The sequence below is a fragment of the Streptomyces sp. NBC_00466 genome, from assembly GCF_041433995.1.
GTDB lineage: Bacteria > Actinomycetota > Actinomycetes > Streptomycetales > Streptomycetaceae > Streptomyces.
On the sequence record NZ_CP107896.1, the window covers coordinates 3,397,642 to 3,423,078 of the forward strand.

24 protein-coding genes, 1 tRNA gene and 1 pseudogene are annotated in these 25,437 nt (G+C 69.4%); 9 read left to right on the forward strand and 17 right to left on the reverse strand.

Going from position 1 to position 25,437, the window contains the following annotated elements; all coding sequences use genetic code 11:
• Window positions 1–69: 69 nt before the first annotated feature.
• From OG210_RS15035 to OG210_RS15065, 7 genes are all read right to left on the reverse strand, one after another.
• Window positions 70–951: an RNA polymerase sigma factor SigF gene (locus tag OG210_RS15035; protein WP_371540306.1), complete on the reverse strand. Its 882-nt coding sequence runs from the start codon at window positions 949–951 to the stop codon at window positions 70–72.
• 267 nt (window positions 952–1,218) lie between these two features.
• On the reverse strand, window positions 1,219–1,512 hold the full coding sequence (locus OG210_RS15040) for a Dabb family protein (RefSeq protein ID WP_328328734.1): 294 nt from the start codon (window positions 1,510–1,512) through the stop codon (window positions 1,219–1,221).
• A 549-nt stretch (window positions 1,513–2,061) separates the two neighbouring features.
• Window positions 2,062–2,691, reverse strand: a complete 630-nt coding sequence (locus tag OG210_RS15045) for a DUF4232 domain-containing protein (protein WP_328328732.1) — start codon at window positions 2,689–2,691, stop codon at window positions 2,062–2,064.
• A gap of 283 nt (window positions 2,692–2,974) precedes the next feature.
• Window positions 2,975–3,059 (reverse strand) — tRNA-Ser (locus OG210_RS15050).
• A gap of 69 nt (window positions 3,060–3,128) precedes the next feature.
• A complete protein-coding gene (tadA, locus tag OG210_RS15055) occupies window positions 3,129–3,593 on the reverse strand; it encodes a tRNA adenosine(34) deaminase TadA (RefSeq protein ID WP_328328730.1) in 465 nt (154 codons plus the stop codon).
• Window positions 3,594–3,715: 122 nt separating this feature from the next.
• Complete coding sequence (locus tag OG210_RS15060) at window positions 3,716–4,243, reverse strand: hypothetical protein (protein WP_328328728.1); 528 nt, start codon at window positions 4,241–4,243, stop codon at window positions 3,716–3,718.
• A gap of 152 nt (window positions 4,244–4,395) precedes the next feature.
• Window positions 4,396–4,713, reverse strand: coding sequence for a hypothetical protein (locus OG210_RS15065; RefSeq protein ID WP_328328726.1), 318 nt, complete (start codon window positions 4,711–4,713; stop codon window positions 4,396–4,398).
• 92 nt (window positions 4,714–4,805) lie between these two features.
• Between OG210_RS15065 and upp the strand changes: the two genes are divergently transcribed.
• Entirely contained in the window at window positions 4,806–5,441 is a 636-nt protein-coding gene (gene upp, locus OG210_RS15070; RefSeq protein WP_328328724.1) for a uracil phosphoribosyltransferase, read from the forward strand.
• Window positions 5,442–5,585: 144 nt separating this feature from the next.
• Here the strand turns inward: upp and OG210_RS15075 are convergent, their stop codons facing one another.
• The 4 genes from OG210_RS15075 to OG210_RS15090 all read right to left on the reverse strand — a co-directional run bounded on the left by OG210_RS15075 (window position 5,586) and on the right by OG210_RS15090 (window position 9,359).
• On the reverse strand, window positions 5,586–6,218 hold the full coding sequence (locus OG210_RS15075) for a LytR C-terminal domain-containing protein (protein ID WP_328328722.1): 633 nt from the start codon (window positions 6,216–6,218) through the stop codon (window positions 5,586–5,588).
• A gap of 219 nt (window positions 6,219–6,437) precedes the next feature.
• Entirely contained in the window at window positions 6,438–6,734 is a 297-nt protein-coding gene (locus OG210_RS15080; protein ID WP_164262735.1) for a type II toxin-antitoxin system VapB family antitoxin, read from the reverse strand.
• A gap of 71 nt (window positions 6,735–6,805) precedes the next feature.
• Window positions 6,806–8,530 carry a M28 family metallopeptidase gene (locus OG210_RS15085; RefSeq protein WP_371540308.1) on the reverse strand — a complete coding sequence of 575 codons (1,725 nt, stop codon included), beginning with the start codon at window positions 8,528–8,530 and terminating at the stop codon, window positions 6,806–6,808.
• Between the two features lie 184 nt (window positions 8,531–8,714).
• The gene (locus OG210_RS15090) at window positions 8,715–9,359 is read right to left on the reverse strand and encodes a TetR family transcriptional regulator (RefSeq protein ID WP_328328720.1); all 645 of its coding nucleotides are present in this window, start codon (window positions 9,357–9,359) and stop codon (window positions 8,715–8,717) included.
• Window positions 9,360–9,831: 472 nt separating this feature from the next.
• On the opposite strand from OG210_RS15090, the gene OG210_RS15095 reads away from it, so the two are divergent.
• On the forward strand, window positions 9,832–10,251 hold the full coding sequence (locus OG210_RS15095; protein ID WP_328328718.1) for a VOC family protein: 420 nt from the start codon (window positions 9,832–9,834) through the stop codon (window positions 10,249–10,251).
• Window positions 10,252–10,336: 85 nt separating this feature from the next.
• On the opposite strand, the gene OG210_RS15100 is transcribed toward OG210_RS15095, so the two are convergent.
• The 4 genes and pseudogenes from OG210_RS15100 to OG210_RS15115 form a co-directional block, all read right to left on the reverse strand.
• A complete protein-coding gene (locus OG210_RS15100) occupies window positions 10,337–11,146 on the reverse strand; it encodes an isocitrate lyase/phosphoenolpyruvate mutase family protein (protein ID WP_371536991.1) in 810 nt (269 codons plus the stop codon).
• Between the two features lie 151 nt (window positions 11,147–11,297).
• Entirely contained in the window at window positions 11,298–12,221 is a 924-nt protein-coding gene (locus OG210_RS15105) for a phosphorothioated DNA-binding restriction endonuclease (RefSeq protein ID WP_371536994.1), read from the reverse strand.
• 48 nt (window positions 12,222–12,269) lie between these two features.
• Window positions 12,270–12,799 (reverse strand): annotated as a pseudogene (locus OG210_RS15110) (HAD domain-containing protein).
• Window positions 12,800–12,822: 23 nt separating this feature from the next.
• A complete protein-coding gene (locus OG210_RS15115) occupies window positions 12,823–14,070 on the reverse strand; it encodes a metallophosphoesterase (RefSeq protein WP_371540310.1) in 1,248 nt (415 codons plus the stop codon).
• Window positions 14,071–14,449: 379 nt separating this feature from the next.
• Here OG210_RS15115 and OG210_RS15120 point away from each other — a divergent pair, with 379 nt between their 5' ends.
• The 3 genes from OG210_RS15120 to OG210_RS15130 all read left to right on the forward strand — a co-directional run bounded on the left by OG210_RS15120 (window position 14,450) and on the right by OG210_RS15130 (window position 18,475).
• On the forward strand, window positions 14,450–15,028 hold the full coding sequence (locus OG210_RS15120) for a helix-turn-helix domain-containing protein (protein WP_328328710.1): 579 nt from the start codon (window positions 14,450–14,452) through the stop codon (window positions 15,026–15,028).
• A 217-nt stretch (window positions 15,029–15,245) separates the two neighbouring features.
• On the forward strand, window positions 15,246–16,445 hold the full coding sequence (locus tag OG210_RS15125) for a cytochrome P450 (RefSeq protein ID WP_371536998.1): 1,200 nt from the start codon (window positions 15,246–15,248) through the stop codon (window positions 16,443–16,445).
• Between the two features lie 305 nt (window positions 16,446–16,750).
• Entirely contained in the window at window positions 16,751–18,475 is a 1,725-nt protein-coding gene (locus tag OG210_RS15130) for a ricin-type beta-trefoil lectin domain protein (protein WP_371537001.1), read from the forward strand.
• On the opposite strand, the gene OG210_RS15135 is transcribed toward OG210_RS15130, so the two are convergent.
• On the reverse strand, window positions 18,462–18,974 hold the full coding sequence (locus OG210_RS15135) for a hypothetical protein (RefSeq protein WP_328328704.1): 513 nt from the start codon (window positions 18,972–18,974) through the stop codon (window positions 18,462–18,464). The genes OG210_RS15130 and OG210_RS15135 overlap by 14 nt on opposite strands.
• A gap of 301 nt (window positions 18,975–19,275) precedes the next feature.
• Window positions 19,276–21,087, reverse strand: coding sequence for a BTAD domain-containing putative transcriptional regulator (locus OG210_RS15140; RefSeq protein ID WP_371537005.1), 1,812 nt, complete (start codon window positions 21,085–21,087; stop codon window positions 19,276–19,278).
• Between the two features lie 382 nt (window positions 21,088–21,469).
• On the opposite strand from OG210_RS15140, the gene OG210_RS15145 reads away from it, so the two are divergent.
• From OG210_RS15145 to OG210_RS15160, 4 genes are all read left to right on the forward strand, one after another.
• Window positions 21,470–22,393 (forward strand): iron-containing redox enzyme family protein, encoded by a 924-nt coding sequence (locus OG210_RS15145; protein ID WP_328328702.1) that lies wholly within the window; start codon window positions 21,470–21,472, stop codon window positions 22,391–22,393.
• Window positions 22,394–22,492: 99 nt separating this feature from the next.
• Complete coding sequence (locus tag OG210_RS15150; RefSeq protein WP_328328700.1) at window positions 22,493–23,197, forward strand: 2OG-Fe dioxygenase family protein; 705 nt, start codon at window positions 22,493–22,495, stop codon at window positions 23,195–23,197.
• A gap of 128 nt (window positions 23,198–23,325) precedes the next feature.
• Window positions 23,326–24,321, forward strand: coding sequence for a diaminopimelate epimerase (dapF, locus tag OG210_RS15155; protein WP_328328698.1), 996 nt, complete (start codon window positions 23,326–23,328; stop codon window positions 24,319–24,321).
• Entirely contained in the window at window positions 24,318–25,436 is a 1,119-nt protein-coding gene (locus OG210_RS15160) for a pyridoxal phosphate-dependent aminotransferase (RefSeq protein ID WP_328328696.1), read from the forward strand. Before dapF ends, OG210_RS15160 begins: the two co-directional genes overlap by 4 nt.
• Window position 25,437 lies beyond the last annotated feature (1 nt).

Genomic DNA, 25,437 nt, shown 5'->3' on the forward strand with positions numbered 1-25,437 from the left:
TCGACAAATGTGCGCTGGAAAGAGGGGGTGTGAGGCATTTCTTCTTCAGGTGAGGATCACCCGTACTGGTTACGCCTCGATCCGGTTTGCGGATCGGAGCCGCGCGAAGCTTCTGGCCAGCAGTCTTGAGACGTGCATCTGGGAGACGCCCAGTTCCTGGCTGATCTGGGACTGCGTCAGATTGCTGTAGTAGCGCAGCATCAGGATCCGCTGCTCCCGCTCGGGCAGCTGGACGAGCAGATGCCGGACCAGATCGCGGTGCTCGACTCCGGCCAGTGCCGGGTCCTCGTAACCGAGCCGGTCGAGCAGCCCCGGGAGCCCGTCGCCCTCCTGGGCGGCCTCCAGCGACTGCGCGTGGTACGAGCGGCCCGCCTCGATGCAGGACAGGACGTCCTCCTCGCTGATGCGCAGCCGCTCGGCGATCTCCGCCGTCGTGGGGGACCGTCCGTGCATCGTGGTGAGGTCCTCGGTGGCCCCGGTGACCTGCACCCAGAGTTCGTGCAGCCGCCGGGGGACGTGGACGGTCCGTACGTTGTCGCGGAAGTAGCGCTTGATCTCGCCGACGACGGTCGGCATCGCGAAGGTCGGGAACTGCACCCCCCGCTCCGGATCGAACCGGTCGATGGCGTTGATGAGCCCGATCGTGCCGACCTGGACGACGTCCTCCATCGGCTCGTTGCGACTGCGGAACCGGGCGGCGGCGTACCGGACCAGCGGCAGATTCGCCTCGATCAGTGCCGAGCGCACCCTGGTGTGCTCGGCACTGCCCGGCTCGACCCCCTTGAGCTGGGCGAAGAGCACCTGGGTCAGCGCCCGGGTGTCCGCACCGCGGGTCCTGGCGGGCGGAGTCTCCTCGACCGTGGCCCGAGTGGCCCGAGTGGCCTGAGTGGCCTGAGTGGCCTGAGTGGCCTGAGTGGCCTGAGCGGGCTGGGGCTGGCTGTCCTGGGGCAGGGCGGTCTGGGGCGGTACTTCAGGCGCAGTACTGGCCGGCACGGTCACGCCACCCCTTTTTCGTCGACTTTTTGGTCAACTCATCCGTCAAAAGCGGTCATAGCATCACAAGACATGTGCACTGTGTGCAAGCACCTCATAACGTCGTGTTGACGTTAAAAAGTGCTCTAAACCAGCCCAAACGCCAAAAAGCCCCCCATCGGAAATGATGGGGAGCCGTACGCGCGAAGGGCTCAAGCGGGACTCAGGGGTGGTACGGGGATTGACTCAGAAGGGGTAGTCGGCGATCACCCAGGTGGCGAACTCGCTCCACTGTCCGACGGCCGCCTGGTGGGCAGGGTGCTCGATGTAGCGCTTCAGCGCTTCGGTGTCCCGGACGGCCGAGTTGATCGCGAAGTCGTAGGCGATGGGCCGGTCGCTGATGTTCCAGGCGCACTCCCAGAACTCCGCCTCCGGGATCAGCCCGCCGAGCTCCGCGAACGCCTTGGCGCCGGCCGCGACCCGGGGCTCGTCACGTGAGACGCCCTCGTTGAGCTTGAAGAGGACCAAGTGGCGGATCAAGGGACACTCCTTACGGAACGGATGTACGGGCTCAGCTCACCAGTTCGGTCATAAACTTACCGACGCTTTTAGCGGCGTTGGAGACCCCTTCGAACCCTACCTGTACGAGGTCGGCGGACCTGGCCGGCGAAGTGATGATCGTGTACAGCACAAAGACGACTGCTATATAGAGAATGATCTTCTTCACTGGCACCGTTCGGCCCTGCTTCCCCTGAGGTCCCTGAGCAGTCGCGAGAGTCTAACCGGACGGGGCGCCCGGGGATCAAGGGCCGGTGTGCGCGGGCCTGAGTACGCGTCACGGCTTCACCCGCTCACGGCATACGGGCCGCGCCCGCCCGTGACATACGAGCCGCACCCACTCACGGCACGCGGGCCGGATCAGCCCGCGGCAGGCGGCTCCCCGCCCGGCGCGTACGGTTTCGTCCGGCCATGACCGTACGCAGTGGGACCGCAGGCGCTGGGACCGCACGCGCTGGGACCGTACGAGATGCGGACGTACGCGGTGGGACCGAGCCGTGGCGCAGGGGAGCCAAGTCCGGGCGGCGGCGGTTATTTTCCCGCGCCGACCGGGTCGACGGAGACGACGGGGCCGGACTGGGTGGCGGGGATGTTGATGCCCTCGGGGATGGTGTGCGAGTGGGTCTCGTTGGGCGGCGTGACCACCAGGCTGGTGAACGTGACACCGGAGCCGCCGGTGTGGTTCGGCGGGTAGTGCAGGGTGAAGCGGGTTTCCTGGCCGGGCGCCACGCTGACGTCGTGCGCGGCGAGCTTGCTGCGGGTGGCGCTGATGGTGCCGTTGTGGCCCTTGAGGTCCACACCCGGGAAGCCGTGCAGCGTGCAGGTGGCGGCGCCGGTGTTCTTGAGGTTGACGATCAGTTCGCCCTCCGCCATGCCGCCCGAGGTGGTGAACCCCAGGTTCGCGGTCCGGCAGGCGTTGCCCGAGGCGGAGCCGGACTTGTTGGTGACGTTGGTCCCGGTCCCGCCGGCGGCGGAGCCGCTCTCGGCCGAGCCGGCCTTGCTCTGGCTGCCAGAACTGTCAGAACTGCCGGAATTGCCGGAGGTGCTGGAGCTTGAGCCGGCGGGGGCGCTGGAGCTGTCGCTGCCCTTGTCGCAGGCCGTGAGCGAGAGCCCGGCGGCTACGGCGACGAGAGTGAGGACCGAGATCTTCTGGATGCGCATCTACTGCTCCGTAGGTCGAAAGGTTCGAAGTTCCCTGCCAGGCAGGTCGTTCTTCCTACTCCGATACGGGCGGCACCGATCGGGTTCACGGGGTGGACCCACCAGGACACTCCTGTGACACGAGGGTGGGCTGCCCGTGACCTGCGGCGGAGATATGACCGGAAATGCCTCGATATGGAGCCATGGGGCGAGCGTGCGGGCGCGGGAACCGCACCAACGCCGCCTGCCCGGAACGCAAAACACCCCCCTGACTGCGTTTCCGCAGATCAGGAGGGTGTGAGAGCGGTAGCGGAGGGATTTGAACCCTCGGTGAGTTTCCCCACACTCGCTTTCGAGGCGAGCTCCTTCGGCCGCTCGGACACGCTACCGAGAGAGAGCTTAGCCCAAGGTCGGCCGTGGTCAGAAATCGGCCTTCGGGAAGGGGGCCGGAGGGGCCGCTAGCGGTCGCGGAAGAAGGACGTCAGCTGGTCCGCGCACGCGTCCGCGAGTACCCCGACGATCACTTCGGGGCGGTGGTTGAGCCTGCGGTCCCGTACGACGTCCCAGAGGGAGCCCGCCGCTCCCGCCTTCTCGTCGAGTGCGCCGAAGACGACCCGGTCCACCCGCGACTGGACGATCGCGCCCGCGCACATCGTGCAGGGTTCCAGCGTGACGACGAGCGTGCAGCCGGTCAGCCGCCACTCGCCGAGCGACGCCGCGGCCCGGCGGACCGCCAGGATCTCGGCGTGTGCCGTCGGGTCGCCCGTCGCCTCGCGTTCGTTGTGGCCCGCCGCGACCGGCGTGCCGTCCGGGGCCAGCACGACGGCGCCGACCGGCACATCGCCGGCCACCGCCGCCTGTGCGGCCTCGGCCAGGGCCAGTCGCATCGGCGCGGCCCAGGGATCACGTAGGGGATCGGTCATCTGCTCGTCTGTTCGGTGGTGTGCCCGATGACGGTGTACCGGCAGCGGTGTGTCCGGCTGTCGTTGCACCTGCGGTGGGACGGCCGGGTACCTGGGTACGTCAGCCGGGCACCTGGGGTAGGTCAGCGGACAGTTTCCAGGACCTCGGCGGCGCCCAGTGCGTCGGCGATGTCAGCCAGTGCGTCGGTGCCGAGTGTCAGGAGCTCCTTCTCCGTCACGCCGAGGTCGGCGAGGATCGTGATGTCCCCGAGCGGTCCCGGCGGTACGGCTTCGCTCTCGTCGTCCGGGTCGTCCCCGTCCTCCTCCAGCTCACCGTCCTCCGTACCGTCGAGATCGACAAGTTCTTCCAGGGCGTCCGGGTCCTGCGGCTCCCGGCCCATCAGCTCGTCGGTGAGCAGGATCTCTCCGTACGAGGAACGGCTTGCGGCTGCGGCATCCGAGACGTAGATCCGTGGATCATCCTCGCCGTCGACCCGGACGACGCCGAACCAGGCGCCCTCCTGTTCGATGAAGACGAGGACGGTGTCCTCGTCCCCGGAGGCTTCCCGGGCGAGATCGGTCAGATCACTGAGGGTTTCCACATCGTCGAGCTCCGTGTCGCTCGCTTCCCACCCGTCTTCGGTGCGCGCGAGCAGTGCGGCGAAGTACACCGTGACTCTCCCACTGGTCTTAGGGGTGCCAATCGAAAGGGGCGCTGTGCGCCGCCCAGTGGGAATCGTGGCAGAAACATGGCGTTCGCGAGAGGTCTTCGGGCTCAGGTGTGCGTGTTGCTTCCCGGAGGCGGTAAAACATTGGTACGCCGCTACCAGCGGAACGTACGCATGCGCATGGCATGTCGCAGCCTTGCGACCTTGGCGCGCCTGGGCTGCACGCGGTCGCGCAGTTCCTTGGCCTCGTTCAGCTCACGGAGAAACTGCGCACGGCGTCGCCGCCGGTCGGCGGCGCTCTCCGGGACGCCGGTCCCGGCCGCGCTTCGGGCGCCCGGCTCGTACGCGGGCTCACTCGCCTGCTCGTACGCGGGCCCGTTCTCCGGCCGGTTCCCCGCCTCGTACGCGGATCGGCTCACCGGCTCGTCGCCGGCCTTGCTGCGGGCCGCGTTCGCGGGCTCGGACTCGGGCATCGGCCACACCACCTCCGTACCGGCCCACCTTCCCCGCGCCGGGCGTGTTGATGCCAGCGCGGGCCGGTCCGGGGCCCGGTTACCGTTGTCGTATGCGTATCCACGTCGTCGACCACCCGCTGGTGGCGCACAAACTCACCACGCTGCGCGACAAGCGCACCGACTCCGCCACCTTCCGGCGCCTCGCCGATGAGCTGGTCACCCTGCTCGCGTACGAAGCCACGCGCGATGTGCGCACCGAGCAGGTCGACATCGACACCCCGGTGACGGCGACCACCGGCGTGCGGCTGTCGTACCCGCGCCCCCTGGTCGTGCCGATCCTGCGGGCGGGGCTCGGCATGCTCGAAGGAATGGTGCGGCTGCTGCCGACCGCCGAAGTGGGCTTCCTCGGCATGGTCCGCGACGAGGAGACGCTGAAGGCGTCCACCTACACGTCACGGATGCCCGACGACCTCTCGGGGCGTCAGGTGTACGTACTGGACCCGATGCTGGCCACCGGCGGCACGCTGGTCGCCGCGATCCGCGAGCTGATCGCGCGCGGCGCCGACGACGTCACGGCCGTCGTGCTCCTCGCCGCGCCCGAGGGCGTCGAGGTCATGGAGAGCGAACTGGCGGGCACCCCGGTCACGGTGGTCACCGCCTCCGTCGACGAGCGGCTCAACGAGCAGGGCTACATCGTGCCGGGGCTCGGCGACGCGGGCGACCGGATGTACGGGTCGGCCGAATAGCCACGCCCCGCGCCGGGGGCACGTCGCGCGCCGGGGCTCCGGCTTCCGCCCTGGCCCCGACTGCGACTCCGGCTTCGACTGTGGCTCCGACTCCGACTCCGACTGCGGCTTCGGGGCGGGTGGCGGCAGTGCTACTTCACGGCGTCAGCACTTCCCGGCGGGCGCCGGCTGGGGGTGGGCCAGTACGGTCAGCGCCTTGGCGGCGTCCTGTTTCGTGTCCAGGGCCTTGAAGCCGGTGCCGATGATCAGGTCGACGTCGCCGGTCTTCCGGGTGTCGGTCTTCTGCGTGGCGCCCTTGACCTGCGTACCGAGTACGGAGAACGACGCGCCCGGGGTCCTGGCCGAGCCCAGCAGCAGCGCGGTGCCGGGGATCTTCTTGTCGAAGGCGGCCGGGGCGTTGCCCACCTTGCCGATAGCGAAGCCACGCTTCTTGAGCTCGTCGGCGGTGGACTTGGCGAGTCCGCCGCGCGGGGTCGCGTTGTAGACGTTGACCTTGATCGTCGCGGGCTTCGGCAGTGCCTTCGGCGGCGCGGTGGAGGCGGGCGAGGCGCCGGCTTTGCAGTCGTGCTGCTGGCCCGCGGCCGACGCCTTGTGGGAGCCGCCGGTGAAGAGGTGGATGAGCTGCAGCGATCCCCAGCCGACCAGGCCGAGGGCGACGACTGCGGCCACGATCCCGAAGACGAGTCGGCCACGCCGTCGGGGGCGGTGCATCCTCGGGTACTTGTCGCCCGTGATGCGGTACTTTCCGCCCATGCCGGGGGGTGTGAGCATGCTCATGAGCGCAGCGTAGTGCGGTGGGGCAGCGATGCGAACTGAACGATCATCTGATGACCGCCGGATGGGCGAAAATGGCCCCAAAAGGACCAGTAAACGGCTCTGGCCAGGGTGGATTCCCGGTCCCCGGCGAGGGATTCGAGTCGGCGGGAGTCACTGGACTGCCGGTGTGGGTGTGCCTGCGGACCGGCAGAGGGCCTGGTCCCGCTTGTCTGTGAGTCGTCAGCCCATGTCGAGGACGCGGGCATGCAGGACCTGCCGCTGCTGGAGTGCGGCTCGTACGGCCCGGTGCAGTCCGTCCTCCAGATAGAGGTCACCCTGCCACTTCACGACGTGCGCGAAGAGATCCCCGTAGAAGGTGGAGTCCTCGGCGAGCAGCGTTTCGAGGTCCAGCTGGCCCTTGGTGGTCACGAGCTGGTCCAGCCGGACCGGGCGCGGCGCTACATCCGCCCACTGGCGGGTGGATTCCCTGCCGTGGTCGGGGTACGGGCGTCCGCTTCCGATGCGCTTGAAGATCACACGGAAAGCCTACCGGGGAAGCGCCTCCGGGCGCAGCCACGGTGTGGCGGTGGTATCGCAGTCCAAAGCTCTTATCTGGTGACATATCGGGAGTGAATCGGGAGTGAACCAGGATCGGAACCACTCCCTCCGGTGACCCTGTGGCCAAGATTGCGGATGGGCACCTGGCCTTCACTGTTCCTGCACTGGGTGCACTCAATCCAGGAGGCGCTGGCCGGCCGTTCCGTGACGGCTCGCAGGCGACTCGGTGCGCGGTGCGTGGTGTGGGTGCCCGGTGCCGATGCCCGGTGTGCGGTGCCGGTGTGCGGTGTCAGTGAGCGCACGTCGGATGCGTACGTCCCCACGGCGTCGGCCATGACGGCGATGTTGATGCCGAACGCCTTCATGTTGATGTTCTTCAGGGTGTCGCACGCCAGGTGATAGCAGGCGTCGAGCGCGACTCCCGCCTTCCCGCCGAACTTCTTGGCCTGCGCGGCGGTCTTGATCTCCTCCGCGCCGGTGAAGGTGCCGCCCGACGGGATACCCGCGGCGATGAACGGGCCGTAGTCGGAGCGGCCGTCGAAGTCCGTGCTCTCATGCGGCACGTGTCTGCGGTCCAGGAAGGCGGTGATGCCCCGCTCCAGCGGGCCGGACCCCGCCGGACCCGGCCCGGCGCCCTTGCCGTCGGAGTTGTCGCCGTCGTAGACGAGCTGGGCGTAGTTCGGTGAGGCGATCATGTCGAAGTTCAGATAGAGGGCGAGCTGTTTCCGCTGCGGGGCGGTGAGGCTCCTGACGTACGCGGAGGAGCCGCGCAGCCCCAGCTCCTCCGCCGACCACCAGGCGAACCGCACCTTGTTGGCGGGCTGTTGGCGGATGCGGGCGAGCTGCTGGGCGACCTCGATGAGGCCGGCCGAGCCCGAGCCGTCGTCGTTGATGCCGGGTCCCGCCGTGACCGAGTCCAGGTGGGCGCCGAGCATCACGGTGTGGGCCGGGTCGCCGCCCCTGGTCTCGGCGATGACGTTGCGGGTGGTGCGCCGCTCCTGGAGCTGACGGATCTCCAGCGAGACGGTCACTGCCTTGGTGTTGGTGTTGGGAGTGGGGCTGGTGTTGGGGTTGGTGTGTGGTCGGGCAGTGGCCCGGTTCGCTCGGGCGGCCAGTGCTGTGCCGTCCGTCTGTGAGATGCCGCCGGTGGGGATCTTCACGCCCTTGGGGGATCCGAGGGTGCCCGACAGCGCGCCGGCGGTGTTGTTGGCGATGAGTGCGGCCACCGCACCCGCACCGGCCGCCGCCTTCTGCTTCTGGGTGAACGTGCAGCCGCCACGGCGGATCAGCGCGATCTTGCCGGTGTAAGCCCCTGCGGCGTAGTCGGCCGGCTCGCATCCCGTGGTGGCGTCCACCGGTACGACGGCGAGTGCGGCCGTGATCCCGCCCACCGGGGTGGACCTGGTGTACGAGAGCGCCGAGACCGCCAGTTCGCGCGGGGCGGGCGTGACGACGGCCAGCTTCTCGGCCCGGGTCTCGATGTAGGTGATGGGGAAGGGCTGGTACGAGACCCGGTAGCCGGCCTTCCGTAGGGTGTCGTGGACGTACTGGGCCGACGCCTCGTGGCCGGGCGTTCCGGCGGCGCGCGTGGAGCGGTGTGCGTCGGCGAGCGACTGGAACTTCCGCAGCTGCCGGTAGGCGCCCCGTGCGGACGAGGCCCGTACCAGCTCCCGGGACAGCTGCGCGGCCTGCTTCGCCGGATCGGGGCGTACGGGGTACGGCGCCGCGGTTGCGGGTGCGGCTGTCGAGACCAGGGCCAGAGAGGTCAGGGCCAGAGAGGCCAGGGTCAGGGAGGTCAGGGTCAGGGAGACCAGGGCAAGAGAGGCGGAGGCGGTGGTGGCGTTGGCGTTGACCGTGCGGTGTGTTGTGCTGCTGCGTGTCGTGGTCACCCGGGATCCTTCCCGCGCGTCCGCGCACGGTGAACGCCGGTGTGGCGTTCGGGTGCCGGCAAGAGGACTGTCAGCGCACGGCGGGCAGCCCGGCGGCCAGTGCGGACAGGGTGCGCCGCAGCGTCGCGAGCAGTGCGGGCCGGACGGCTGCGAGTTGGGGCTCCTGGGCGTACAGCTCGGCCAGTACGGGCGGCGGGGTGGCCATCGGGTAGAGCGTGCCGGCGAGAGCCCCGGCGGTCGACACCAGGTCGGTGCACTCGTGTTCGGTCAGCCCGGGGCGGGCCCGCGCGACGTGGGCGCTGAGCGAGGAAATGGCGGCGAGCACGGTGTGCTTGTAGGCGCGGGCCGCTTCGAGCGAGATGTTGTGTTCCAGGATCGTCGCGGTCTGGCTGAGCAGATCGCAGAAGAGCGGCCGTTCGGCGAGGGTCTCGGCGAGCGCGCCGATGGCCTCCTCACCCGCGTCCAGCCGTGCGGCCACCTCGCTTCGCCATTCCTGCCAGTCCTCTGCCGCGAGCACCAGGAAGATCTCTTCGCGGGTCCCGAAATACCGGATGACATTGGACTTGGCGAGCCCCACGGCGTCGGCGACGCTGCCCAGGGTCACCCGTCGCACCCCGTGTTCCAGTGCAAGACGGCGGGCGGCCGCGAGAATGGTCTCGCGCCGCTGCTGCTTCTGCTCCGGTCTGCGGGCCCGGAGAAAACTCTCTGATGGCATGACTCGGTCAGCATACGAGAGCGGGAAAGCGGTCGCCTTCTCTCCATACAGAAACGTAGGTCTGTTATTGCTGCCGGTTCTGTTGGCATCGCGACGGTGACGTAATTCGGCGCCACCAGGACTTCGCGGATTTCTCGTCGCTCGGCGGAATTTCGGTGATGCCGATGCACCCCCATGCATATGTGTTCCGGTCCGGGTATATCCAGTCATCGCACGCTGGGGTATGGGAAATGCCGGTGCTTGGGCCGTACGGAGGTCAATCGAGTGGCGCGGAGCGGTCGCTGATCTTCCTGCTCGGTGCGCACTATGTTGAGTGGAAAGGGGATGCGCGCCAGGCGAGATGGAGGTCATGAGGTGCGGTTCACGAGACGCGCTTCACGAGGTGCAGTTCACGAGGTGCAGTTCACTGGGTGCAGTTCATGAGAAGCAGTTCTTGAGATGCAGTTCATGAGCGTCACGAGAGGGAGTTCCCATGCGTGTGACCGGCTTCGACCACCTTGTCCTCAACGTTGCCGATGTCGAGCGCTCTCTTGAGTTCTACTGTGGCCCGCTCGGTCTCGAACCGGTCCGGGTGGAGGAGTGGCGTGCGGGTAAAGCGCCCTTTCCGTCCGTACGGGTCAGTCCTGTGACGATCATCGATATCGTCCGTGCGCCGGAGAGCCCTGGGGCTGGGCCGGGTCCGGTGGGCGGTGGTGCCAATGTCGACCACATCTGTCTGGTCGTCGAGCCACTCGACTGGCAACAGGCCATTGAGGCCGGAGAGTTGTCCCAATTCACCGTGGAGGGCGGTCCCGGTGAGGGGTTCGGCGCCCGGGGGAGCGCCCAGTCGGTGTACGTGCGTGACCCGGACGGGAACACCGTCGAACTGCGCTGGTACCCGCAGGACGCCTGACGGAACAGAGCTGTTGGCATCGGCCGCCCGGCGCTGAGTGGTGTGACAGCCCACGGGCGCCGGGGAGTTGGACCGGCCGCTCGCCTCAGTTGCCGGTGCTGCCGAATCGTTCGGAGAGGGCCTGTGCCGCCGCGTACGAAGGAATGCCGGACGTCCCGGCGGGGAGGGCCGTGCTCTCCGCCACGGCCCTGGCCGTGTTGACCGCCGCGTGCAAAGCCGCCCGGAACAGCAGGGAGCCGCAGCTGATCCGGCGTACCCCCAACGCGGCGAGCCCCTCGGCGGAGGGCCCGCCGGGCGACACCAGGATGTTGAGCGGAACGGCGAGGTCCCGGATCAGTGCGCTGATGGCATGTCCGTCCTGGAGGCCCGGGACGAACAAGCCGTCGGCGCCCGCGCGTTGGTAGGCGTCCGCCCGGCGCGCGGTCTCTTCCGTGTGCCCGGGGAGCCAGTAGGTGTCCGTACGGGCGTTCACGAAGAGCTGGGGCGCCGCGTCCTTCACGGCCCGGATGACCTCGCACTGCCGGTCCTGATCGGCGAGCGTACCGTCGGTCCGCCCGTCCTCGATGTTGACTCCGACGACGCCCGCGTACGCCAACTCAGCGGCGAACCGTCCGACTTCGGCCGGGTCGGTGCTGAATCCGCCCTCGATGTCCACGCTGATCAGGGCGTCCAGCCGGACGAGTCCCAGCGCGAGCTGCACGGTCTCCGCGCGGGCGTTGCCGGTGGCGTCCGGCTTTCCCGCCGCTGCCGCGACCCCGAGACTGGTCGTCCCGATGGCGCGGAACCCGGCCTCCGCGAGTGCGGCCGCCGAGGCGTGGTCCCAGGCGTTGGGCAGCACGAGCGGCCCCTCGGCGGTGGGCTGGTGCAGGGCGCGGAACTCTTCGAAGGGGTTCATCGGACGCTTCCTTACGCCGGGTGCGGGTGCGGGTGCGGGTGCGGGTGCGGATGTGGGTGTGGATGTGGTTGCGGGTGAGGCGCGGTACGGGTTGTTTCCACCGTAGGCCCCTGGCTGGTCGATGGTGGTGGACTGGAGGGCGGAACGGCCGTCAGACGGCGGAGACCGGGCGTGGGGTGCCGTGGAAGACCTGGCTGGTGTGCCAGGAGCGGTGAGCCGCCGCGACGGGGAGTGCGCCCGGTTGCGGTCCGGCGAGCGGACGGCCGGCGAGCGCGATCACTTGCCGGCGGGCGGTGGTGCTGTGGCCGACGAATCGCTGCGAGACCAGGATGCGGTGGTCCTCGCCGATACCGAGGACTCCCTTGTCGAAGAGCTTGTGGTGCAGCGAGCACAGGCACAGTCCGTTGTCGACGGCGTCGGGGCCGTCGAACGCCCACCACCGCACGTGCGCGGCCTCCAGCCCGACCGGCACCGCGCCGATCCTGCCGTCGTAGCCGCAGAAGGCGCACTGGTACTCGTACGCCGTCAGCACCAGTTCCCGCATCCGCCGGTCCCGCTGCCGCGGCCCGGTCGAGAGCTCTCCGGTCGGGAGCAGACCGGTGGAGAGCTGTCCGGTCTCCGCCGGTTCCAGCTCCAGGCCGACGGCTTCGCAGAGTTCGGTGTGGAGAGACGGCGGGAAGTTCAGGTCGAGCAGTACCCGTGCCACGCGTCCGAGAAGCGACGGCTCCCGCCTCAGCGCCGCCCGCAGTTCCGGCGCCAGCCGCCCCGCGGCCCCCGCCGCCCGCAGCTCCCGCACTCCGCTGCCGGGACTGCCGGGCCCACGATCAGTCCGTACTTCCCACACGCCGTCGCTCACGAGGTGGTGGAACGGGTAGGAGGGCGTGGTCCGGTTGGACGGCCCGTACTCGGTCAGCAGCTCCTTGAGGTCCTTCTCGACGGCGCTGTACCGCAGTTCGCTGTCGGCATCCTGCTGGAACCGGCCGAGTGCGTAGAGGAACAGCAGCGGCTTGTGCGGAGCGCGATTCCCGCTTCTGGTCCACAGCCTCAACTTCGCGGTGCGCTCAAGCCAGTCCATGCCGGGATGTTAGGCCGTGTCCGCAGAGTCGCGCCGTACGCCGGTCTGTCAGGGGCGGGAAGCGCTCCCTGCGCGCAGCCACTCGTCGAGAGCGGCGAAATCCGCGTCGGTGACGCCGTAACGGTGGTCGACGCGGCGGAGGAGGGTTCGGGCGGGGTGGTGTTCCTCCACCCAGGCCCGGTCGGTGTCGGTGATCTCGTCGTCGAGCCATGCGAAGGGGCGGCCGTCGGACCAGTCGAGCAGGGTACGAGTCTTCCAGTGGAGGCCGCCGTACTCGTCTTCGCGGAACGGCTCCGGCCAGGTGACCACGGGGAGTTGGGGCAGGCCCAGGAGCGGCGCGAGAACCCTGTTGGCCTCGGTCTCCCAGGTGGTGGCCCAGACCAGCTCGCACGGCAGCGCCATCAGCCGGGGCCCGAGCGCGGGGTTGACCCGGGCCAGCAGCGGATGAGCGCGGCTTCCCGCTGCATGTAGGTCGGGTAGCCGTCCGGATACTGCTCCGGCGTCGCCCCGAAGGGGATGAGCGGCCCGTCGACGTCCAGGAAGAGGAGGGGCCGCAGCCGCAGCGGGGAACCGGTCACGGCTGCACCGTAACGGCCGCTGGTCAGCTGTCGTCGACATTCGCGCTGTCTGCGCTGTCTGCGCGGGCCGTACGGTCCGTGCTGGCTGTGCCGTCCGCGGTCGTGTCTCCGGTGCGCTCCGCGGTGGCCGGCTCGCCGCCCGCCCGCAGGGTGAGCAGGGTGATCTCGCTCGGCGCGAAGACCCGGAAGGGCGGCCCCCAGAAGCCGGTGCCGCGGCTGGTGTAGAGCTGGGTCCGCTCCCCGTGCCGGCTCAGACCGTGCACCACCGGCTGGTCGATCCGGACGAGGAAGTTGAACGGCCAGATCTGGCCGCCGTGGGTGTGCCCGGATACCTGCAGGTCGATGCCGGCGGCAGCCGCCTGCCGGACGTACTTGGGCTGGTGGGCGACGAGCAGGACCGGCCGGTCCGGGTCCGCCCCCGCGAGCGCGCCGGCCAGGTTCGTGCGGTGTCCGGCCAGACCGGAGGACTCCGCTGTCACGTCGTCCACGCCCGCGAGTACGAGAGAGTCCCCGCCGCGCTCCACGACGACATGGGTGTTGTGCAGCGGCTCCCAGCCCAGTTCCGCCATGCGGTCCAGCCAGCCCTGCGCCTCCCCGAAGTACTCGTGGTTCCCCGTGACGTAGACCTTCGCCAGCCGTGACCGGATCGTCCCGAGCGGCGCGGACTGCTCGCGGCGCTGGGCGGGTGTGCCGTCGGCGATGTCGCCGGCGTGGACCACGACGTCCGCGTCGAGCGCGTTGACCGCCTCGGCAACCCGCGCCGACCAGCCGGCCCGGTCGATCGGCCCGTAGTGGGTGTCGGCCAGCACGACGACATGGGTCCCGTCCAGACCGGCCCCGAGCCGTGGGACGTGGACGTCCAGCCGCTTCACCCGGGGCACGCGCATGGCCTCGTGGTGTCCCCAGGCCAGCAGCCCGGCCGAGATCGCGGCGACGGCCACGGCGATGGCCCTGGCCCGCTCGGCGCCGCCGACGCCGAGTCCCATCAGTACGAGGTGCACCAGGCCGCCCAGTACCGACCAGGTGAACAGCACCCAGATCACCCCGAGGCTGCTGTCCGCGACGCGAGCGGCCCGGTCGGCCCGCCGGTGCCCGTGGCCCGCGGCCATCAGGAAGGGGAAGGCGACCAGCCAGGCGGCGAAGACGACCGTGCCGGCCAGGAAAACCGGGAACGGCCAGTCGGCACCGGAGGCGAACAGCGTCCACCAGGGCAGGAAGAACAGCACCGCAAGGACGAGAATGACAACGGCCCCGCCCAGTCGCCGACGCAGGGACCGCCGGGGGTTCGCGCTCTCGCTCTCGCCCTCGGGCTCGACGCCGGGCTCGGGTGCCGACCCGGCCTCAGCCCCGGACCGGGTAACGGCCACGACGCTCTCCGGCGCCCCGCCGGCCGACCGGGGGTCCGGCTCCGACCGGATGGATTCGCTGTCTGCCACTGCGCCGCCCCTCATGTCCGCTGTTTCGTATCGCTGTCCCGCGTGAGCTGTCCCGTGTCCGCTGTCTCACCGCTGCTCCCCATCATCCGGCACGCGGTGTTCCATGGAACGGGAGTGTCCTGTTGGGGTGCCTCGGCTCCCGGCCGAGCGCCTGCCGGTGTGCCCTGGTCGTACGGAGTGATGGCACAAGGGTCCCATCACATATGATGGATCCATGAGTCGGTGGGAACCAGGGGCGCGCGAACGTCTCGTCGTGGCTGCTGTGGACCTGTTCACCGAGCAGGGGTACGACGGCACGACGGTCGCGCAGATCGCCGAGCGCGCCGGGGTCACCAAAAGCACCTTCTTCCGGCACTTCCCCGACAAGCGCGAGCTGCTGGTGGCCGGGCAGGACGCGCTGAGCCGGCTGCTGACCGAGGGGATCGCCGAGGCGCCCGGTAGCGCGAGCCCGCTGGAGGCGGTCGCTGCCGGTCTTGAGCGCGCTTCGAGTGCGATGGGCCCCGTGAATCGCGAGCTCGCCCCTCGGCTGAAGGCGGCCGTGGCCGCCAGCGCCGAACTCCAGGAGCGTGACGCCCTCAAGAGCGTCAGCCTCGCGGCCGCGATGACAACCGCTCTGGTCGCCCGCGGCGTACCCGATCCGACTGCGGCTCTCGCGGGCGAGTTGGGGGTCCTTGCCTTCAAACGGGGCTTCGCCGAATGGTCCGACGGCGACCGTGATGCCAAGGGTGAGCTCGCCGGGTACACCCTGGCGGCCCTGGACGAACTGCGTACGGCGAGCGCGTCGCTGGGCTGACCGAAGACGGAGACCGCCGACGTCGAAGGCCCCGCGGTATCCGGGCGGCTTCCAGGGACCTCGCACGGCTCGGCTCCGTACGGCTCGGTCCCGCCCGGCTCGGCTCCGCCCGGCTCGGCTCGGCCCCGTACGGCTCGGCCCCGTCCGCCAGATCCGCCCAGGACGTAGGCCCACAGACGCCATTGACTCTTGCGGGCGCTGCCCCCACCCTCCCGGCATGACCGCATCCCAGCAGGCCCCGTTCGCTCCGTGCGCCGGCGAGAGCTGGCGCTCGCCGTGGGAGATGTACGCGACACTGCGCGACGCGCACCCCCTGCACCACGTCACCGACGGCGACTACTGGGTCCTGTCCCGGTACGCGGATGTGCTCGCCGCCGCCCGCGACACCGACCGCTACTCCTCCGCCGACGGCCTGACCATCACCTACGGCGAGCGAGAACGCCTCGGCATCACCGACGCCGCCCCGATGGTGATGCTGGACCCGCCCGAGCACACCGAGTTCCGCCGGTTGGTCACCCGCGGCTACACCCCGCGCCGGGTCGCCGGTATCGAGCCGGACGTCCGCGCCTTCGTCCGGGCCCGCCTGGACCGCATCGCCGATCTCGGCGATAGCTGCGACATCGTCGCCGAACTCTTCAAACCGTTGCCCAGCTACGTAGTCGGCCGCTATCTCGGCGTCCCCGAACACGACCGCGCCCACTTCGACGGCTGGACCCACGCCATCGTCGAGGCCAATGCTCTGGGCGACCCGCTCATCGCCGCCGAAGCCGTCACCAGCCTCTTCGGCTACTTCACCGAGCTGATCGAACGCCGCCGCACCGAACCCGCCGACGACACCGTCTCCGACCTGGTCGGCCTGATGCCGTCCGACGACGCCAACACCCTGCTGCGCATCCTCGGCTTCGCCTTCACGATGGTCGCCGGCGGCAATGACACCACCATCGGCCTGCTCGGCGGCGCCGCCGAACTCCTCACCGCTCACCCCGGTCAACGCCGCGCCCTCCTGGACACCCCCGACCTGCTCCCCTCCGCCATCGAGGAATTCCTCCGGCTGACCTCACCGGTCCAGGGTCTGGCCCGCACCGTCACCGAAGACACCACCCTCCACGGCCGGACCGTCCCCGCCGGCCGCAAGGTCCTCCTCCTCTACGCCGCCGCCAACCGCGACCCACGCGCCTTCGGCCCCACCGCCGACCACCCGGACCTCACCCGCGAGGGCCCCCAGCACCTCGCCTTCACCCACGGCCCGCACCACTGCCTGGGCGCCGCCGCGGCCCGTCTGGTCTCCCGAACGGCCCTGGAGGAACTCCTGGCCCGCTTCCCGGACTTCGAGGTCGACCCAGCAGCGGGCACCTTCGCCGACGGCAACTACGTCCGGCGTTACGCGTCCCTGCCGTTCGCCGCGACCGGAACCTGAGCGGTTTCGTACGGACCATCCGTACGGGTCGTTCGTACGGGTCGTTCGTACGGGTCGTTCGTACGGATCAACGGGTGGGGGGCGCTCGCCATGCCGCCCCGACGGGCCGCTCCGGAAGATGGGCGTGCCAGCCATCTTGTCGAACACCCGACCCCTCGACATGCTGCGTACATGACATGTCTGGGCGCCCGCCGCGTCAGGACGGGCCGACGCACGTCGGTACCGCGCCCCGGTGCTGTCCTGTCCCATCGGAGGCGGTGCCGAAGCAGGCGAAAGACCGCCTATCCCCCAAGGAGGTCGGGCGAATGCGCTTGAGTCGGGCAAGACGGCGGCGCGGCGGGTGGAGGAGAGCGCTCAAGCTGCTCCCTGTCGTCGCCGTCACGGTGGCGACCACCCTCGTCGGTTCGTCGAACGCCGGGGCGACGGTGCCCTCGGCGCCGTCGGGGTTCACCCTCACCTGGAGCGACGACTTCAACGGTGCCTCAGGCACTGGCATCGACCAGGGCCTGTGGAAGTACGACACCGGTGCGGGCAGCACGTTCGGCACCGGTGAGATCGAGACCATGACCAGCAGTACGTCCAACGTCTACTACGACGGCCAGAGCCATCTGGTGCTCCAGGCCCTGCACTCCGGCTCCGACCCGGCGAGCGGCTGGACGTCCGGACGAGTGGAGACCCAGGCGGCGACCTTCGGCGCCCCGGCCGGCGGCGTCGTACGCATCGAGTCCGTCCTCCAGCAGCCCAACGTCAACACCGCCAACGGCGCGGGCTACTGGCCGGCGTTCTGGATGCTCGGCTCGACGCTGCGGTCCGGCGTGACCTGGCCGAAATCCGGTGAGGTCGACATCATGGAGGACATCAACGGCCGCAGCTCCGACTTCAGCACCATCCACTGCGGCGTGAACCCGGGCGGCCCGTGCAACGAGTCGACCGGCATCGGCTCCGGCGAGCGCGCCTGTGCGGGCTGCCAGACCGGCTTCCACGACTACGCGGTGGAGATCGACCGCTCGGTCTCGCCGGAGCAGGTCCGGTTCTACCTCGACGGGTCCAACTTCTTCACCGTCAACGCCAACCAGGTCGACGCGACCACCTGGGCCGACGCGATCGACCACCCCTTCTTCATCATCTACGACCTGGCGATCGGCGGCGGCTTCCCGGCCGCGTTCGGCGGCGGTCCGAATGGGGCCACCGTCTCCGGCGGCAAGCTCGTGATCGACTCGGTGGCCGTCTACAACAAGGGCCCCGGCTCCGGGAGCGGCGGTTCGGTGACCGGCCAGACGATCACCGGCCCGGGCGGCAAGTGCGTGGACGTGGCGGGCGACGACACCGGCGGCGACGGCACCGCGGTCCAGCTCTGGGACTGCCAGACTGCGGCGAAGGACCAGCACTGGACCTGGAGCGGCCAGACCCTGCAGACCCTCGGCAAGTGCCTGGACATCGCCGGCGGAAACAGTGCCGCTGGTACCAAACTTCAGCTCGCTACCTGCAACAGCGGCGGCTACCAGAACTGGGTGCGCCAGGGCAACGGCTCCCTGAAGAACCCGACCAGCGGCCGCTGCATCGACTCCCCGTCAGGCGCCACCGCCAACGGCACCCGGCTCCAGATCTACGACTGCAACGGCGCGGACGCCCAGAAGTTCGCCATCGGCACCCCGATCTACGGCCCGGACGGCAAGTGCGTGGATGTGGCGGGCGACGACACCGGCGGCGACGGCACCGCGGTCCAGCTCTGGGACTGCCAGCAGACGACCTCGCTCGACCAGAAGTGGACCTGGAGCGGCCAGACCTTGCGCACTCTCGGAAAGTGCTTGGACATCGCCGGCGGCATCAACGCCAACGGCACCAAGCTCCAACTGGCCACCTGTAACAGCGGCGGCTACCAGAACTGGGTCGTCGACGCCGACGGTTCGATCTCCAACCCGACCACAGGCCGCTGCATCGACTCCCCGTCAGGCGCCACCGCCAACGGCACCCGACTCCAGATCTACGACTGCAACGGCTCGCCCGCCCAGAAGTTCACCCTGGCCTGAACCCCAGCCTCTCTCCCTGTACGCCGAAGGGCCCCACCGCGAACGGCGAATTCGAGGGGCCCTTCGGCCGCAGCGTGGCCGGCTGCGCGAGTGGTTCCTCAGGAACCGTCGCGATGTGGAGGCCCGTGATGGCCTGCGCAGCGGTGCCGATCTCTTCCTGCGAAGTTGAGGTCATGACGGTGATCTTGGCGAGCAGTCCGATGGCGAGTGCCAGTTCGGGCACCCGGCGCCGTGCGAGCAGCGGCAGCGCGCTCACCGCGGCCATCAGCAGATTCGCCCAGGGAGCGGCCGGTCCCATGTAGGGGTTCTGGACGCTGTTCACCACCGCGAGCAGCAACGCGACGACCGTCAGCACCAGATCCATGGCGCGCGGCAGGCGGGGCGAGCGCGGTACGGGCCGCGCCGCGAGGCTCTGCGCCGTGCCTCCGTCGCCGGAGGGCAGGAGCGCCCAGCTCCGCAGCGTGTCCCCGGGCTGGGGAAGGCGACTGGTGGTTCTCACCTGGCGAGGATAGGTGGTGCCGGATCATGGCAAGTGGCCCAACTGCGGCCCCCTGCAACGACGCCGGGCCGGACAGGGGTGCTGTCCGTCCCGACGCCTGCCCTGCCGGGCAACTGCGGAGGATGTGGGATTCGTATCGGTGAGGGGTTGCCCCCAACATGCCTTCCACATGTTCGTGCCCACCGCCACCGCCGGCAGCGTCTCCCAGCGCAGTATCGCCCCCAGCTGTCGGCCGGTCGCGCCGATCCTGCGCGGCAGCAGGAACTCGCCGCGGCGGGCGCTCGTCGCCAACACTGGCCCCTCAGGCTGTCTGGCCTGCGGCGAAGGCCCGGACCAGGTTGTGCAGGAAGTAATGGCCGGGGACCGGCTCCTGGAGGAGGTTGGCGTCGGCGAGGCTCTCCATGTGGGTCTCGGCCTCGCGGGGTGTGACGCCGGCGAGGATCGCGGCGGTCTGAACGTCGATGTCGGGTACCTGGCGCAGTCCGAGGACGCGCAGCATGCGCCGCTGCGGGATGGACAGGCGCTGATAGGAGAGCTGGAGGGACGGGGCGACTCCGTAGGCGGCGATGGAATGGCCCGAGGACAGGCGCTCCGCCAGCTGGTTCAGGCTCCGGCCCGGGTGGCCCCGCAGCCAGGCACCGGCGAGTTTGACAGCCAGCGGCAGGTGTCCGCAGTGGTGGACGACCGATTCGACCAGTTGGACGGGCTCGGCTTCGATGCGGTGCGGACCGACGACGGCCGCCAGCAGTTGGGCGGCCTTGGCCTGGTCCAGTACGTCCAGGGTCAGCAGCCGCGCCTGGTCCAGGCGGGCCAGCCGTCGGCGGCTGGTGACGATGACCCGGCAGCCGGGCGCGGTCGGCAGCAGCGGCTGGACCTGCGCCTCGTCCGCTGCGTCGTCCAGTACCAGCAGCATCCGCCGGTCCCGCGTCAGACTGCGGAAGAGCGCCGCGCGGGCGCCCTCGTGCGGCGGTATCTCAGAGCCCGGCACACCCAGTGAACGCAGTACGAGTTCCAGCGCGGCGGCCGGTTCGACTGGGCACTTGGGCTGCGCGAAACCCCGGAGGTCGACGAAGAGCTGGCCGTCCGGAAAGCGGGGGGCGAGCTGATGGGCGAGGTGCACCGCGAAGGCGGTCTTGCCTATGCCCGCCATACCGTCCACCACGCAGACCGTGGTCCGGGACACCCGCTGCGCCAACAGGTCACGCAGTTGGCTCAGCTCCTCCTGACGCCCGATGAAGTCACCCGTATCCGCGGGAAGTTCGTCGGGGACGGTGACACGGGCCTTCGCCGCGAGTGTCGTCGAGGTGGAGCGCAGGGGCAGGTTCAGCGTCGGGTCGTTGGTGAGGATCTGCTGGTGCAGAAGCCTGAGTTCGGAACCGACGGCGATTCCGAGCTCACCCCGCAGCCGTTCACTGACCTGCCGGAACGCTTCGAGTGCTTCGGCCTGGCGGCCCTGCCGGTAGAGCGCCAGCATCAGCTGTGCCCAGAAGTGCTCCCGCCACGGGCACGTGCGCACCTCGTCGCGGAGTTCGACGACGACCTCGCGATGCGCCCCGCGTGCCAGATCGAGGTCGATGCGCTGCTCCAGCGCGCTGTAGCGGCGTTCGGCCAGCCCCGGGACGAAATCGCGGTGCAGGGCGTCCGAGGGGACGTTCGACAGTGCGGGCCCGCGCCACAGGCCCAGCGCCTCGCGCAGCAGTGCGCTTTCCCGTCGGTGGTCCCCGTCGGCAGCCACGCGCTGGGCCATTGCCAGCGTGCTGCGGAAACGCAGCAGGTCCAGCTGGGAGTCGTCCGCGGTCATGAGATAGCCGCCCGGAAGGGTACGGATCGGCTCCAGCCGCTCGTCGGAGGACGAGCACAGTACCCGGCGCAATCTCATGACATAGGAGCGCAGCGTCGTATGGGCGCTTCGGGGTGGTTTTTCACCCCATAGATTTGCGGCCAATTCATCCATGGAAACCGTTTGATTGGCACGCAGCAGCATCGACGCCAGCAGGATTCTCAACTTCGCTGCGGGTACGGGCACTTCCCGCTCTCCGTGCAGCACACGCAATGGCCCAAGTAAGTGGAAGCTTAAGCTGCTTTCTTCCTGCCTCACCATATCGCGTCCCATCTACGGGCCCCTGTGCCGCTGTGCGGCACGGAGCGTGAATAGGCGGCCGAGCGAATGCATGCTGCCAGGTGCTGACGCCACCGTCCAGCCACGGGGACGCCACAGGGGCCTGAGATTCTTCAATGCGGACGCGGTCCGCGTTCGATGCAAGTCGTCTTTCGGACATTCTGTAACCACAACGACGGAGTGGCCGAGAGTTGCCGCAGGTGCCCTGAGGAACCTCACGAAGGAAACCCAAGGAGTGGGCGTGTACGACTCATCCATGCTGGTCAAGGAGATCTCTGGCTGGTTGTCAAGGCCTGCCGACGAGGTGGACCGACAATTCACAGGATCGGAACGTGACAGGATAAGGGCGGCAGTTGCCGAGCTGAACGACAATGCCTTGTCCGGAGATGCGGAGAGCTTTTATCACCAACAGCTGCTGCTGTCCCGCATCTACCACCTGATCACGCGCATCCCGGACGCGGAGACAGCAGAGGGCTCGATCGCGGTCCATGAGGTGACCCGGCTGCTGGAGCAGGCGACGCTGCTCGGCGAGGACCGGCAGCTGGACGCCACGCTCCTGGAGGACCTGCCCGCCGAACCCGGTGAGTTCCTTTCCTGGCTCAAGGGACAGGCCAGGCAGCACCGCGTTTTCAAGCACCCGTACTACATGGACTTCATCCGCAACCACGCCACCGCGGCGGACGTGCGCACGTACATGATCCAGGAGTCCGTGGTCGACGGTCGGTTCGACGACCTGCTGGCTCTGATGCAGGTGGGCACCAGCGGCCCCGCGAAGATGGAGATCGCGTCCAACTTCTGGGACGAGATGGGGAATGGAAAGCCCGAAGAGGTCCACACCACTCTCTTCAACCAGATATTCGACGTGTTCGAGGTGTCCGAGACGGAGATGGAGGAGTCGCTGACCGCCACCGCCCTCCTGAGCGGAAATCTCGCAGTGCTCCTCAGCCGGTACCGGCACCGGTATCCGGAGGCCGTCGGTTTCCTGGGCATGACGGAATGGCTGGTGCCGGACCGCTTCGTGCAGGTGGTGGGTGCGTGGGAACGACTCGGCCTGCCGGACGTGGGAATCGTCTACCACCGTCTGCACATCACCATCGACTCCCAGCACGCCGCGGGCTGGTTCCACAACATTGTGAAACCGGCCGCGCCGTCGGAGTACATGCGACTGGGAATCGCCCGCGGGGCGTTGTGGCGGCTCAACTCCTCGGCGCGCTATCTGGATGAACGGCTGGCCGAGGTGGCCGGTGAGAATGTGGAGGACCGCGTCGCCGCGGGGACATCCGCGCTCGTCACCGGCTGACGTGGCACGGAGCCCCGACCGACGGACCCGGGTCTGCACCCGTACCCGGACCCGGAATACCTCGTGGAACAAGCCTCACGGAAATGAAAGGCGAGTCGTATGCCACTGACCGACCAGCGTTTCTCGGTCATCGACATCCCGGCGGTCCAGCCGAAGGTGCTCGACAGCTATGACAACTGCCCGGTAGACGAGTACATGGGCAACGGCACCCGGTACAAACGGTTCTCGCAGTACCGCATGAGTTTCACGGAGAGTGCCGGTTGGGGTTTTGAACTCCTGCCGCACCGGGACTACACCACGTTCAAGAAGTTCAATAACGTCGCCGGTGGTGTCCGCCGGGGATATCTGCCGATCGAGGTGGATTTCACGCCGCTCATCCGGGCCGGGGCCGAGGGATTTCCCCTGGACACCACGGAAGAATGGCAGATCAACGTCCATCAGAACCGCACCCGGGCCACCGGTGAGAAGCCCGGCCCGCTGACGCCGGAGGGCGTGCACCACGACGGGCACGAATTCGTCATGATCGCCGTCCTGCGGCGCAACAACGTCGCGGGCGGTCTGACCCGGTTGTGGAACCCCGGCGCGGAGGAGCCGTTCTGGGACGGCACCCTGGATGCCGGTCAGGCTGTGCTGCTGGACGACCGGGCGCTCGCACACGACGTCACCGACGTGCTCTCCGCCGACGGCGGTCCCGGGCACCGGGACATCCTCATCGTCGCCTTCTCCCGCTGGAGCGAGAAGTGGTACGGCGACCAGCACGACGAGGCGGCCCTGAACGACGCGCCGGAGACGTCGGCGATGTAGGGACGCGGTCTGGGTCCGGACCGCTGGGGGCCGCACACCGTACGAGCATCTCTCGTCGGTGTACGGCCCCCGAGCGGTCGGGCGACAGCCGGTCGGGCACCGTCACGACTCCCGGAAGCAGGTGGCACGTGTACGACTTCGTGAAGTACCACGCACTGGGCAACGACTACTTGGTCATCGATCCGCAGCGGATCGACCTGCTGGGGCTGCCGTCCACCGCGCAGGCAGCCCGCCTGCTCTGCGACCGGCACTTCGGCATCGGTGCCGACGGGGTCCTGCTGGGACCGGTCGGCGCGGTGAGAGCCGGCGAGCCGGTCGTCCTGCGCGCCTTCAACTCCGACGGCAGCGTCTGTGGCAGGAGCGCCAACGGACTGCGAATATTCGCCCTCTACCTGTCCCAGTACCACCAGGGAGCGCGGGACGTCCTCATCCGTACGCTCGCGGGCGACACCGCGGTGCGGATCGAGGACTTCGACGAGGGCATCGCCCGGGTGGAGATGGGCCGCCCCACCTTCGCGGCGGCGGACATTCCGGCGCAGGACCTGCCCGGCCCCGTCGTGGCCCGGCCGCTGGACGTGGCAGGGCGCCAGCTCCAGGTGACCTGTCTGAACAACGGCAACCCGCACACCGTCGTCCCGCTCCCCGAGGTGTCCGCCGCGCTGGCACATGAGGTGGGGCCGCTGATCGCGGGCCATCCGGCCTTCCCCGAGCGGACCAACGTGCAGTTCATGCGCGTGCTCGACCGCGAGACGGTGGAGATCGAGATCTGGGAGCGTGGCGCGGGCTACGCCCTGGCCTCCGGCAGCAGCGCCTGCGCCGCGGCCAGCGCCGCTCATGCCCTGGGCCTGGTGGACCACGTGGTACGGGTGCGGATGCCCGGCGGTGCCTTCGAGACGGCCATCGACGCGCAGGGCGCGGTCACCCTGTCCGGCGCCTCGGAGCAGGTCGCGGCCGGATTCCTGGCACCGCGGCTCCGAGCCCGTCTCGGACTGCCCGCCGTACCGGACACGGCCGTACCGGACACGGCCGTACCCGACCCGCCCGTAACAGGCACGCCCGCACCGGACACGGACACCAGCAGGCCGACCGCCGCGGCCTCGGCCGCGCAGGGGACTGCCGCATGACGCCCCTCGACGCCGGCACCGCCGCCAAGTCGGTCTACTCCATCGCCCGTTGGACGTTCGTCGACTCCGCCGGGCGCTACGACGTCGACCTCGGCAACAGCTACGTACCGAGCCGCAGACTGTCCGACCTGGCCGTCCCCGCGGACCTCAAGCTCGACTACGGCACCGACCGGGGCACCACGGAACTGCGCGACCGGATCGCCGGACTGTACGGCGGTCGGCCGGAGTCGGTCACTGTCACGCACGGCGCGCAGGAGGCGCTGTTCCTGCTGTTCGACGTGCTGCTGCGGCCCGGCGACCAGGTGATCGCGTTCAACCCCGGATGGCAGCCGCTGCTGGACCTGCCGCCCCGGCTCGGCGCGAGCGTGACGGTCCTGCCGTACGGACCGGATCTGTCCGTGGACGCCGCCGCCGTGACCGCGGCGGCCGGAGAGAACCTGCGGCTGATCGCGCTGAACTCGCCCTGCAACCCCACCGGCCTCCGGGTCGGGGAGGAGGAACTGCGGGCGCTGGTGGCGCTGGTGGCGGAGCGGGACGCCTATCTGCTGGTCGACGAGGAGTACGCGATCGATCTGTCGCGCTCCCCGGCCGTGGGCCAGGACCGGGTGATCTCGGTCTCCGGTCTGTCCAAGACCTACGGCCTGCCGGGCCTGCGCACCGGCTGGGTGTACGGCGCGCCGCAGGTGGCGGAAGCCTGCGCGGAGCGCAAGTTCCTCACCTCGATCGCCAACTCCGTGCTGTGCGAGGCCCTGGCCTGCTCGGCGCTGGACCGGCACGAGGACTACGCGCGGGAGTACCACCGGCTGTGCGCCCCGGGCCTGGGGCTCGTCGAGAAGTGGGCTGCCCGCCACCCGGATGCCGTCCGGCTGGTGCCGCCGCAGGGCACGCCCTTCGCATGGATACAACTGCGTACCGGTGAGACCTCCTTGGCGCTGTGCCGCCGGGCGCTGGAGGCCGGTCTGTTGCTGACCCCCGGGGAGACCATGGGATCGGACGAAGGCTTCCGGCTCGGCTTCGCCCGCGACGTCGACACGGTGACCGAGGGCCTGCGGCGGCTGGACACCGTACTGCTGCCGGACGGGCCGTCCGGCGGGGACGGGCCGTCCGGCAGTTGAG